This window comes from Streptacidiphilus jeojiensis, from assembly GCF_042510965.1.
GTDB lineage: Bacteria > Actinomycetota > Actinomycetes > Streptomycetales > Streptomycetaceae > Streptacidiphilus > Streptacidiphilus jeojiensis.
The window spans coordinates 625993-638527 of sequence record NZ_JBEUKS010000003.1; the positions used below are offsets into that span (position 1 = coordinate 625993).

Annotated in this window: 8 protein-coding genes; 6 read left to right on the top strand and 2 right to left on the bottom strand. The window is 72.0% G+C overall.

What is annotated here, in order from left to right:
- Nucleotides 1-121: 121 nt before the first annotated feature.
- The 5 genes from ABUW04_RS11855 to ABUW04_RS11875 all read left to right on the top strand — a co-directional run bounded on the left by ABUW04_RS11855 (nt 122) and on the right by ABUW04_RS11875 (nt 8398).
- Complete coding sequence (locus ABUW04_RS11855) at nt 122-1030, top strand: ABC transporter ATP-binding protein (RefSeq protein ID WP_380564479.1); 909 nt, start codon at nt 122-124, stop codon at nt 1028-1030.
- The gene (locus ABUW04_RS11860; RefSeq protein WP_380564480.1) at nt 1027-1860 is read left to right on the top strand and encodes an ABC transporter permease; all 834 of its coding nucleotides are present in this window, start codon (nt 1027-1029) and stop codon (nt 1858-1860) included. Before ABUW04_RS11855 ends, ABUW04_RS11860 begins: the two co-directional genes overlap by 4 nt.
- On the top strand, nt 1857-2657 hold the full coding sequence (locus ABUW04_RS11865; RefSeq protein WP_380564481.1) for an ABC transporter permease: 801 nt from the start codon (nt 1857-1859) through the stop codon (nt 2655-2657). Before ABUW04_RS11860 ends, ABUW04_RS11865 begins: the two co-directional genes overlap by 4 nt.
- A 140-nt stretch (nt 2658-2797) precedes the next feature.
- Nucleotides 2798-5527 carry an ATP-binding protein gene (locus tag ABUW04_RS11870; protein ID WP_380564482.1) on the top strand — a complete coding sequence of 910 codons (2730 nt, stop codon included), beginning with the start codon at nt 2798-2800 and terminating at the stop codon, nt 5525-5527.
- A gap of 72 nt (nt 5528-5599) precedes the next feature.
- Nucleotides 5600-8398 (top strand): helix-turn-helix transcriptional regulator, encoded by a 2799-nt coding sequence (locus ABUW04_RS11875; RefSeq protein ID WP_380564483.1) that lies wholly within the window; start codon nt 5600-5602, stop codon nt 8396-8398.
- Between the two features lie 12 nt (nt 8399-8410).
- Here ABUW04_RS11875 and ABUW04_RS11880 read toward each other — a convergent pair whose 3' ends face one another.
- Nucleotides 8411-9217 (bottom strand): SDR family NAD(P)-dependent oxidoreductase, encoded by an 807-nt coding sequence (locus ABUW04_RS11880; RefSeq protein ID WP_380564484.1) that lies wholly within the window; start codon nt 9215-9217, stop codon nt 8411-8413.
- Complete coding sequence (locus ABUW04_RS11885; protein WP_380564485.1) at nt 9214-10023, bottom strand: alpha/beta hydrolase; 810 nt, start codon at nt 10021-10023, stop codon at nt 9214-9216. Before ABUW04_RS11885 ends, ABUW04_RS11880 begins: the two co-directional genes overlap by 4 nt.
- Nucleotides 10024-10338: 315 nt before the next feature.
- On the opposite strand from ABUW04_RS11885, the gene ABUW04_RS11890 reads away from it, so the two are divergent.
- Complete coding sequence (locus ABUW04_RS11890) at nt 10339-12504, top strand: MMPL family transporter (RefSeq protein ID WP_380564486.1); 2166 nt, start codon at nt 10339-10341, stop codon at nt 12502-12504.
- Nucleotides 12505-12535: the final 31 nt, after the last annotated feature.

The following is a 12535-nucleotide window of genomic DNA, read 5'->3' on the forward strand; positions in this document are numbered from 1 at the left end:
AGCGGCGTTCGCGTACTCCGGCGTCGCCCCGGCGGCGTACATCCCCGGGCCGACGCCCGCTTCCCGCAGAGCCATCCGGCGGCCGACGCGGAGCCGGTGGCCCGCCCGCCAGCCTGGTGCCGTGATCGAAGCCAGAGAACTCACCAAACGATTCGGCCGCCTCACCGCCGTGGACGAGCTCACCTTCACCGTCAAGCCGGGCCAGGTGACCGGGTTCCTCGGACCCAATGGAGCCGGAAAGTCCACCACGCTACGCATGATCCTCGGCCTGAACGCGCCGACCAGCGGCACTGCCACGATCGACGGCCGGCCCTTCCGCCTGGAGGGGGCCGGACTGCGCCGGGTCGGGGCACTGCTCGACGCCGGCGACGTCCACAAGGGGCGAAGCGCTCAGGCGCACGTCGCCGCACTGGCTCGGAGCAACGGCCTGCCGCGCGAACGCGTCACCGCCGTCCTGCGGGAGGTCGGCCTGAGCGAGGCCGCGCGACGCCGCGTCGGGGAGTTCTCGCTGGGGATGCGGCAGCGGCTGGGACTGGCCTGCGCGCTGCTCGGCGACCCTCCGGTACTGATCTTCGACGAGCCGATCAACGGCCTCGATCCCGAGGGGATCCGGTGGGCGCGGGAGTTGTTCCGGCGCCTCGCCTCCGAGGGTCGCACGGTCCTGGTCTCCAGCCACATGATGAGCGAGATGGAGCACACCGCCGACCACCTCATCGTCGTCGGCGGCGGCAGACTCATCGCCGACGAGCCGCTGAGCGAGTTCGCGGCACGGGCCTCGCGGCCCACCGTCACGGTCCGGTCCGAGGATCCCCGGCACCTGTCCGCCGTGCTCACCGCGGCGGGCGGCGAGGTGACGCAGCTGGGGAACGGGTCCTTGACCGTCGCCAAGCTGAGCACTAGCCAGATCGGGGAGGTCGCGTTCAGCAACCGGATCATGGTGTACGAGGTCGCTGTCACATCCGGTGCGCTGGAAGAGGCGTTCATGGAGCTGACGTCCTCCAGCGTGGTGCACCGGGCAGCGGAGTCATGACGGCCGCTCAACTGCCGCAGCCGCTCGGGCTGCGAGGGGCCGCGCCGATGCGCACGCGTGCCCGGTTCGGAGATCTCTACGCCGCCGAATGGATCAAGCTGTGGTCGCTGCGGTCGACGTCACTCACGCTGGGTGCCGCCGTGGCGCTGGCCCTGTACTTCGCGGGCAGCAACAGCGCAGGCGGCACGATGCTGGCCACGGGCCCGAGCGGACCGATCGACCCGAACCACGCGGCGTTCGACGGGCCCTCCTGGATCCCGTCGATGATCGGGGTCGCGATGATCGGGGCCCTGGCCCTGGTGGGCGAGCACGCCAGCGGGCTGATCCGCACCACGCTCGTCGCGATCCCCGAGCGTCGGCGGCTGGTCGTGGCGAAGGCGGGCGTCCTGGCGTCGGTGACCGCCGCCACCGCTCTGGTCGCCGCCGTGGGCGGGCTGCTCCTGGCGTTCGCGACCACTCCCGGCGATCTCCACGGACGCTCGCTCACCGATCCTGCTTCGCTGGACGCGATCGGCGCCTCAGTCGCGGTGCTCCCGGTGTGTGCGCTCACCGGGATGGCCCTGGGCGCACTGCTGCGCCACGCCGCTGCCACCGGGTTCGCGGTCTGCGCGGTCCTCGGCTTCGGGCCGCTGCTGATCCGGCCGGACGGCAACCGCCTGGCCACGGACCTCGCCAACGTGATGCCGTACTACGCGTGGGGCCGCCTCACATCCGCCGGGCGCGGCTCCAGCGGCACCATGACCGCCGGCGAGGCGTGCCTGATCCTCGCAGCCTGGGCACTCGCATCCATTGTCGTCACCGCAGTCGTACTGGACCGGAGGGACGTATGAGCACGCCAATTCCGAGGAACCGGGCACGTTTCGGCGATCTGGTGGCCGCCGAATGGATCAAGGTCCGGTCCCTGCGGTCCACCTACGGCCTGATGGCCTTCGGGCTCCTCTTCGCCGTCGTCGCGGCCTGGTGGGAGGGGGCCCACGTCAGGGTCGCCCCGGGGGCCGCCGCCCAGTTCAATCCGCTGATCTACCCTTACAACGACGCCACCTGGGAGTTCATCACCGTGCTGGCCGCCACCTTCGGAGTACTCGCCGTCGCTGGCGAGTACTCCAGCGGACTGATCCGCGCCACCTTCACCGCGGTGCCCGCCCGACGGCGGGTGATCCTGGCGAAAGGCGTCATCGTGTCCGCGCACATGGCCCTGTTCGGCCTGCTGACGTCCCTTGCTTCTCTGTACGTCGCCGGTGCAGCACTCTCCGGCCAGCTGTCGGGACTCTCCCTCGACCGTCCCGACGTCCTGCGCGCCGCCGCCGTCTCGGCCGTACTCCCCGTCCTGGGCGCACTCGCCGGCATGGCGATCGGCGCGCTGATCCGGCACCCGGCGGGAGCAGTGAGCACGGCCTGGGGCGTCCTGCTGTTCCTGCCGACTCTGCTGGCGAGCGGGACCATCGGGCTCGGCTGGGCGACGCAGGTCATGCCCGTGGCGGCATGGGAGGCCATCTCTCGCAGCACCTACGGCACCCCGCACCCGAACCTGCTCCCGGCGGTCGGTGTCGCCTGGATCCTGATGGCCGCGTGGCCGCTGCTCAGCCTGGCGACCACCTCGGTCGTGGTGACCCGCCGCGACGTGTGACAACCGGCCCCGGCGAAGCGGCTGGGGGGTGCAACGGTCACTGCCTGCAGGTAACCGTCCACGACACGTCATCGCCTGCTGGGGACACAGTAGTCTTGGCCCTTGAGCACGCTGGCCGATGACCGGGTCGAGGGGGGTATGTGGATCTCATCGGCCGGCAGGGGCAGCTGGATCTGCTGGCCCGGCTGTTGGCCGAATCGCCGCACCGCGGCAGCGCCGTGCTGGTCCACGGGCCGGCCGGAATCGGGAAGACGGCTCTGCTCGCGCACACCGCCGGCCTTGCCCGGGCGTCGGGGTACCGCGTCCTGCGGACCAGCGGCGTGGAGGCCGAGAGCGACATCCCCTACGCCGGTCTGCAACTGCTCCTGCAGCCGCTGGCGGCCGGAGCGGCGGATCTGACGGCGACGCACCGGCGGGCGTGGGATGCGGCCATGGGGCACGCCGAGGCCGAGGTCGCCGACGTCTTCCTGGTCGGCCTGGCGGCCCTCAACCTCATCTCGGACGCGGCGGCGAGCGCCCCGGTGCTGCTACTGGCGGACGATCTGCAGTGGCTCGACGATGCCACCGTCAGCATCCTGGCGTTCCTGGCGCGGCGGGTGCGCACCGAGGCGATGGTCATGGTGGGGGCCGCGCGCGAGGGCTACCGGTCACGCCTGAACCCAGACGAGTTGATCACAGTGCCGCTCAGCCCGCTGTCCGAGGAGCAGGCCATCGTCCTGCTCGCGGACTGGGCCCCGGATCTGCCTGCCGCCGTGCGCGGGCGGCTGTTGGCCGCGGCGGCCGGCAATCCGTTGGCGTTGACCGAACTGCCGCGCACGCTCGGCGCCTCCGCCGATCCGCACCTCGCCGAGATCCCGCTCACCGAGCGGCTGGAGCGGGCCTTCACCGATCGCCTCGGCACCCTGCCCGAGGTCACCCGCAACCTGCTGCAGATCGCAGCCCTGGACGACAGCTCGTCGCTGCCCGAACTCTACGGTGCGACCCGCGTGTTCACCGGATCCGCCGTCGGGGTGGCGCAGCTGGACCCGGCCGTGGAGGCCCGACTGGTCGAGGTCGACGGAACGGAACTGCGCTTCGGCCACCCGCTTATGCGCTCGGCGATCCAGCAGGAGATGGCGCCGCCGGCGCGACGTGCCGCGCACGCGGCGCTCGCCCGCGTGCTGGACGACCAGCCGGACCGGCAGGTGAGACACCGCGCCGCCGCGACCGGGGAGCCCGACGAGTCGGTCGCCGCCGCCCTTCAGGACGCCGCGCGCCGGGCGGCCCGGCGGGGCGGCATCGCCGAGGCGGTCACCGCGCTGGAACACGCCGCAACGCTCAGCGAGGACGCCGGTTCGCGTGCCGATCGGCTGCTGCTGGCCGCGGACTTCGCTGCCGAACTCGGCCGTCCGGACACTGTGACCAGGCTGCTGGACCGGGCTCAGAGCGAGCGGCTGTCCCGACAGCAGCAGGCCAGGGCCACCTGGCTGCGCGGCGGCTTCGACGAAGGGCTGCACAGCCACCCCTCCGCCGCCCTGTCGCTGACCGCCCTGGCCGAGGAGATCGCGGTCGAGGACCGGGCGCTGGCGATCCGCATCCTGTGGAGCGCGGCCCAGCTGTGTTTCTGGTCCGAGCCGGGCCCCGAGGCCCGTGGCAGGGTCCTGGAGGCCGTCGAGCGCATGGTGGCGGAGGAACTCGACCCGTGGCGGCTGGCCATCTGCGCCTACGCCGCGCCGATCGAACGCGGAGCGTACGTCCTGGAGCGGGCGCGGGACGTGGTGCTGCCGGAGGGGGACGACGGCCGCGCCTACCGGATGCTCAGCACGGCGGCACTGCTGGCCGGCGGGTTCCCTCTCGCCCGGGCCTTCTCGGCCGCCGGCGGCGCGGGGCTGCGCGCCCAGGGACGCCTGGGGCTGCTGGCCCGCACGGTCGGGGCGGACGCCTGGAGCGCACTGGTCGTCGGCGACCTCGGCGCCGCGATCGCGGCGACCGAGGAGTCCCGGCGGCTCGCGCGCGAGACCAGCCAGACCATGATGTACGCCCTGATGACCGCGACCGCCGCCGAACTCGCCGCACTGCGTGGTGAGGAGGACGATGTCCGGGCGCTGGCCGAGGCCGCCGAGGAGATCGGGTTGCCGGTCGGCGCACGTCCGGTCCTGGCGACGGCGGCCATGGCGCGAGGCCTGGCCGCCCTGGGCCAGGGCCGGTTCGACGAGGCCTACGGCCACTTCCGGCGGCTGCACGATCCGGCCGATCCGGCGTTCCAGGTCGCCCTGCGGCTGACCGCCCTGGGCTACCTCGTCGATGCCGCGACGCACTGCGGGCGCAGGGAGGCGGTGATACCGGTCATCGCGGAACTCGAGGAGGTGGCCCAACTGACACCGGCGCCGGTACTGCACGCCGATCTGCGCCTGGCCCGGGCCATGGTGGCGCAGGACGCGGACGCCGAGCCGCTGTTCGCAGCGGCGCTCAACGCCGACCTGAGCGCTCTGCCGCTGGTCAGGGCGCGTACGCAGCTGGCGTTCGGGGAGTGGCTGCGGCGCCGGCGGCGCAGCGTGGAGTCCCGGGACCATCTGCGCGCCGCCCGTGACATGTTCGACGCGCTCGGCGCGATTCCCTGGGGCGAGCGGGCCCGCCGGGAACTGCGGGCGGCCGGCGAGACCAGCCGAAGCCGGGATCCCGACGCCCGCGACCGGTTGACGGCACATGAACTGCAGATCGTCCAGCTGGCCGCCGAAGGGCTGACCAACCGTGAGATCGGCCAGCGGCTGTACCTGTCCCATCGCACCGTCAGTTCGCACCTGCACCGGATCTTCCCCAAGCTGGGCGTCGTCTCCCGGGCCGAGCTGGGCAGGGTGGTCGGTGCTTTGCGTGCCTCCACCGTCATGTGACGCTCGATCGTGTCATCGGCGCTGACTAGCGTCTGTCTCCTCAGGCAGGAGTTCCGATGACAGGGGGTTCCCATGGCCGTGCGCGGGGCTCGTGCCGGAACGGTGCGGCCGCTGCTGGGCCGTTCCGCCGAGCGCGAGGCGATCGGACAACTGCTGGAGGCGGTGCGGGACGGACGCAGCGGCGTCCTGGTGCTGGTGGGCGAGGCCGGCATCGGCAAGACGCGGCTCCTCGATCATGCGGCGGCCCAGGCGGTCGGGGTGCAGCTGACCAGGATCGCGGGTGTGGAGATCGAGCAGCCCCTGGGCTACGGCGCACTGCACCGGATCCTGCGGCCGCACCTGCACCGCGTCGACCAGCTGCCCGCCGGACAGCGGGCCGCGTTGAACGCCGCGTTCGGCCTGGCGGACGCAGCCCCGGTGGACCGGCACCTGGTCGGTCTCGCCGCCTTGACCCTGCTGGCCGCCGTGGCATCGGAACTGCCGCTGCTGTGCCTGATCGACGACGTGCACTGGCTGGACCGGGAGTCGGCCGAGACGCTGGCCTTCGTCGCCCGGCGGCTCTACGCCGACTCGCTGGGCCTGATCTTCGCGGTCAGGGACGATTTCCAGGGCGACGGACTGTTCGGCGCCGTACCCTCCCTGCGGGTCGAGGGGCTGCCTGCCGGCGATGCCAGGCAGTTGCTCTCCCTGGTTGCTCCCGGTCATCTGGACCCGGTGGTCGCCGACCGGGTCGTGGCCGGCACCGGGGGCAATCCGCTGGCGCTGATCGAACTGGGCGCACACCTGGGCGTCGAACAGCTGGCCGGGGTCGTGCCGATGCCCGAACCGCTGCCGGTGGGCGCACTGCTGGTGGAGCACTTCCGACAGTCGGTGGCCGCGCTGCCCTCCGACACCCGGACCCTGCTGCTCCTCATAGCCGCAGCGCCGACCGACGACAGGGCGGTGATCTGGCGTGCGGCCGGTGTGCTGGGCCTGTCGGCAGCAGCCGCCGCCGCAGCCGTCCAGGCCGGGATCCTGCGCCAGGGGACCACGGTCGACTTCCGCCACCCCCTCATCCGGTCGTCGGTCTACGCGGCGGCCTCCGCGGAGGACCGTCGGCGGATCCACGCCGCGCTGGCGGCGGCCAGTGATCCCGACCGCGTTCCCGACCGGCGCGCCTGGCATCGTGCCGAGGCGGCCGCCGGCCCCGACGAGGAGGTGGCCGCGGACCTGGAGGCCGCCTCGGACCTGGCCCGGGCCAGGGGAGGGTACTCCGCCCAGGCACTGTTCCTGTCCAAGTCCGCCGACCTGACCAGCGAGCCGACCAAGCGCGCCGAACGGTACCTGGCCGCCGCCCAGGCCCATCTGACCGCAGGGGACCACGCGCCGGTTCTGCCGCTCCTCGACCTGGCCGCACCCGCGCTCCACCATCCCGCCACCCGGGCACGCGCGCTGCGGATCCGGGCGTCGGCAGAACTCTTCAACACCCGCAACGACCGTGTCCCCGCCATGATGCTCGGGGCCGTTGCCGAACTCGCGGACACGGACGGCCGAATGACCAGGGACCTTCTCTACGAGGCCATGCACGCCGCCGTCATCGCCCGGGACCCGATGTACCGCACCACCATGGCGGAGGTCGCCGGCGCCGTGCTCGCCGCCCCGCACGACCCGGATCCGCAGGAGTGGAGCCCGGACCAGCTGGTCCAGGGTCTGGCCCTGCGCGCGGCACGCGGGTACGGGAGCAGCGTGACGACCATGCAGGCGGCCCTGGCGGGACTGCGCACCGCGGCCGAACTGCGCGACATGGCCACCCCCTTCAGCATCCTGGTGAGCATCGCCGCGATCGACGTGTGGGACATCGAGGCGTACGTCGAGGTCGTCGGCCGACTGGCAGCCGTGGATCGGGGCCAGGGAGCGCTGTACGGACTCAGCCTGGCCGTGTCGAACCTGGCGTCCACCGAGATCTGGAACGGACGGCTGGCCGCGGCCGACGCCCTGTACAGCGAGGCGGACGACTACGCCGAAGCCATCGGACTGAAGACGCAGAAGGATCTCAACCGGGCCCTGCTGTACGCCTGGATGGGCCGGGACGAGGACGTGCGCACCACCGTGGCGATGATGGACGCCGTCGCCGACACCTACGGGTTGGGCCTGCTGCGACAGTTGGCGCTGCACGCACTGTGCATCCTCGACCTGGGCGCCAGGCGCTACGACCAGGCGCTGCGCCATGCGCTGCTCAGCTACCACGAGGACGCCCCGTCGCTGGGCAATCTGATGCTGCCGCTTCTGGTCGAGGCCGCGGTGCGCGCGGGGGACCGGCACTCGGCGACCCTCGCGCTGCAGCGACTCGAAGACCGTGCGCAGCTCGTCGGAACACCGTGGGCGCTGGGTCTGCTGGCCCGTTCCCGGGCGCTGATGGGCGAGGACGCCGGTGCCGAGGAGCAGTACCAGGAGTCGATCGCGCTGTTGGGGAAGGTTCCCCTGGCCGCCGAACAGGCCCGCTCCCGCCTCCTGTTCGGCGAGTGGCTCCGGCGGCGCAAACGCCGGGCCGAGGCCAGGACGCAGCTGCGGGCCGCCTACGAGTCCTTCGACGCCTGGGGCGCGGCGCTGTTCGCCGAGCGCGCCCGCAGCGAACTGCTCGCCACGGGAGCGGTGGCGCGCAGGCGCAGCACCGGAAGCGGGTTCGAACTGACCGGCCAGGAACGGCAGGTGGCGCTGCTGGCCGCCTCGGGGCTGACCAACGCCGAGGTCGCCTCCAGACTGTTCATCACCACCTCGACCGTGGAGTTCCACCTGAACAAGGTCTTCCGCAAGCTCGGCATCACCTCCCGCAGGAGGATCGCCGAGGCACTGGGCCGAACAGGGACCGCCGGTGATGCGGAACCGTCGTAGCCTCCTCCGGGATCACAGCACGTCCGTCATCCCGCCGTCGATCAGGAAGTCGGCGCCGGTGATGTTGCCCGAACGCCGGCCGGCCAGGAACACGACCAGGTCGGCGACTTCGGAGGGCAGGGTGAAACGTCCGGTGGCCGCCTCGGCCGCCGCGGTCTCGGCGACGGTTCCGGGATCCAGGCCGAGGCCGGCGCCGACAGTGGCGGCCACGCCGCCGGCGCCCTTCCACAGGGGCGTCTCCACCGGTCCGGGGCTGACGCAGTTGACACGCACGCCCTGCGGCCCGACCTGCTTGGACAGCGCCTTGCAGAAGTTGGACAGGGCCGCCTTGGCTGCGCCGTAGTCGATGACCAACGGGTCGGGAAGTCGGGCGTTGACCGAGGCGACGGTGACGATCCGGCCGTCTCCGGTGGCGATCAGGTGCGGCAGCGCGCTGCGGGTGGCGCGGACGGCCGCCATCAGGTTGATCGTGAAGGTCCACTCCCAGTCCGAGTCGGTCGTGGCGAGCAGACCTCCGACCCGTGGCTTTACCGCGCCGACGTTGTTCACCAGGACGTCGAGTCCGCCGTGCAGTTCGGCCGCGGCGGCGACGAGGGTTCCGGGGCCGTCGGGGGTGGCCAGGTCGACTTCCACGACGGTCAGTTCGGCGCCCTGTTTGACCAGGTCGTCGAGTTCCTGGGTGCGGTTCTTGGTCCCGGCGACGACGCGGGCCCCGGCCGCGAGCAGACCCTGGGTGATCGCCAGGCCGATGCCGCGGCCGGCGCCGGTGACCACGGCACGCTGACCGGCCAGACCCGTGTCCGCGGCGGAGGCGCTCATCGGGCGGTGTCCAGGTCCTGCCGCCGCAGCCAGGCCAGCGCCTGGTCGGCGACCTCGCGCCAGCCTCCGTCGACGGTCAGCGAGTGGCCGCGGTCGGGGAAGGTCATGAACTCGGTGACGGCCTCGGAGTGCCGGTACTGCTTGAGCGTGGCGCGGGTGACCGCCTCCGGGACGGTGTGGTCCTTGCCGCCGGACACCAGCAGCAGCGGGCCGCGCCCCGAGTTCTCGGTCTCGACCTTCGCCGGCGAGTGCGGGTTGAAGTTCGCGGCGGCGGCCTCGAACAACGGCTTGCCGGGCGCGGGGATGGTCCACTGCTCGAACAGTGCGTCGGATTCCTGCTGGGAGATCGCGTTGCCGAACGCGAAGCGGAACTGCTCGGCGGTCAGCGACACGGCGCGGTGCTTGTTCGCCGGGTTCTTGAACACCGGCAGCGTCGAGCGCAGCGCGGACAGGGGCAGCGGCAGGACCCCCTTGATCTGGGCCGCGTCGACGGCCACGGCGGCGAGGGCCAGGTCCTGTCCCAGGAGCTTCTGGGCGATCATGCCGCCGAAGGAGTGACCGACCAGGATCGGCAGGCTCTCCATCCCGCGGACGATGGCGGCGTAGTGCTCCACGACGTCGTCGATGCCGTGGTCGGCGATGCTCTCCGGGTTCTGCCGTGCCTCTTCGACGGTGTCGGGGTCCCCGGGCCAGCCCGGGGCGGACGGGGCGTAGCCCTCCTGCTGGAACAGGTCGATCCAGGGCTGCCAGGAACTGCTGTGCAGCCACAGGCCGTGGATGAAGAGGACGGGGATCGGATCGGTCATGGTTCTTGGCCTTTCTCTGTTTCGCGAACGGTCGATGCACGGTGGGTGTGCCACCAGGACATCACCCGGCCCCGTTGTTCGAACCGTGGAAACACCCCAGTCCTGACCCGTGGTGACCCCATGTCATGGCTGGGGGCCGACCCGCGGTCCCCTCGGGCGGCTCCGCCGGTGGAGTGACCTCGGGCGGCGTCGACCGAGTCACCCGCGCGCTTGCACAGGCATGACCTGAGTGTCCTGGTATGAACGCAAAATGCGAGCGCATCTGCGTCTACCCCCAGCGACACCAAACGACGCTCACAATCTCTAGGAGTGCATATGTCCGCAGGTGTCCTGCAGCGGCTGGGACAGTGGTGCGCACGTCATTTCGTGGTGGTCATCGTCGTGTGGCTGATCGCCCTGGTCGGTGTGCACGCGCTGCAGAGCGCCTTCGGGGGGACCTACTCCGACGACTTCTCCCTGCCCGGAACCCAGTCCTACCAGGGGCTGGCCGTGCTCAGCGCCCACGCTCCCGGCTCGGGCGGCACCGGGGCGCAGATCGTGATGCACGACCCGAAAGGGCCGCTGACCGACGCCCAGAGCCAGGTCGACCAGGCGGTCACCTCGCTGCAGCACCTGCCCCATGTGCTGTCCGTGCAGAATCCGCTGCCGCCGGCACCCCCGGGAGCCGTGTCCAGCGACGGCCGGACCGGCTACATCACGGTACGGTTCGACGCCAACCCCACCTCCCTGGGCCAGGGCTACCTCTCCGGCGTCGACGCCGCCGTGGCGCCGATCCGGGCCGCCGGGGTCCAGGTCGAGTACGGCGGCCCGCTGGGCGAGCTCGCCAGGCCCAAGGCCACCGACCTGACCAGCGAGGCCATCGGCTTCGCGGTCGCGGTGGTGGTGCTGCTGATCGGCTTCGGCAGCGTCATCGCCGCCGGACTGCCGCTGCTGACCGCGCTCATCAGCGTCGTGGTCGGGCTCGGCTGCCTCGGCCTGCTGGCCGCCGCCTTCACCTTCGCCAGCGTGTCACCGACCCTGGCGACCATGATCGGCCTGGGGGTCGGCATCGACTACGCGCTGTTCCTGACCACCCGTCACCGCCAGCGTCTGATCGACGGCCAGGACCCGGTCGAGGCGGCCGGCCGGGCCGTGGCCACCAGCGGACGCGCGGTACTGGTCTCCGGCTGCACCGTCATCGTCGCCCTGGCCGGACTGTACGTCTCCCGGGTCGGCTTCATCGGGAAGCTGGGGGCGGCGGCCGGCGTCACCGTGATCACGGCGGTACTCGGAGCGGTCACCCTGGTGCCGGCCCTGCTGGGGCTGGTCGGGCGCCGTATCGACCGGCTCAGCGTGCGCACCCCGGTGGCCGAGGGGACCAACGGCGCCGGCACCGAGGCCCAGGGCGGCTGGCACCGCTACGCGCACCGGGTGCAGCGGCGCCCGTGGTGGTTCCTGCTGGCCGGCCTGGTGGTGGTGGGCGTGCTGGCGATCCCGCTGTTCTCCATCCGGTTGGGCCACATCGGCGACGGCGCCGATCCCACCAGCTTCACCGACCGCCGCGCCTACGACCTCATCAGCTCCGGCTTCGGGCCGGGCGCCAACGGTCCGCTGACCATCGTGGTGGACCAGAGCCAGGTCCCCGCCGCGGACCGGTCCACGCTGTCCGCCAACCTGACCAAGTCGCTCACCGGTGTCCCCGGCGCCGCGAGCATCAGCCCGCTGCAACCCACCAGCGACGGTCAGGCGCTCATCGCCACGGCACTGTCGAGCGCGGCACCGCAGGACGCCGCCACCACCCGGCTCTACCGGCACCTCACCGACGTCTCCCTGCCGCAGGGCGTGGCCGGCACCCCGGCCAAGGCCTACCTGACCGGCACGACCGCGGCCCAACTGGACTTCCTGGAGATCATCGCGAGCAGGCTGCCGCTGATCATCGCGGTCGTGGTCGCCCTGGCGTTCCTGATCATCCTGGCGGTCTTCCGGGGCCTGCTGGTCGCCGTCAAGGCCGCGGTGCTGAACCTGCTGTCGATCGCCGCCTCCTACGGCGTGGTGGTCGCGGTCTTCCAGTGGGGCTGGGGCGGTCCCGCGCTGGGAGTGTCCGGCACCGTGCCGATCGAGAGCTACGTGCCGATGATGATGTTCGCCATCGTCTTCGGCCTGAGCATGGACTACGAGGTCTTCCTGCTCTCCCGGGTCCACGAGGCCTGGACGCGCACCAGCGACGCCCGGGCGAGCGTCGCCCACGGCCTGGAGATCACCGCACGCGTGATCACCTGCGCCGCGCTGATCATGGTGAGCGTCTTCGCGGCCTTCATCCTCAGCGACAACATCACCGTCAAGATGCTGGGCCTGGGGCTGGCCGTCAGCGTGCTGGTGGACGCCACCGTGGTGCGCCTGCTGCTCGTGCCCGCAGTCATGACGCTGCTCGGCCGCAGCGCGTGGTGGCTGCCGCGTTGGCTGGACCGGGTGCTGCCCCACATCAACGCCGAGGGCGACTGAGTACCCCAGCGCGGTCCAGCCGCTGCTTCAG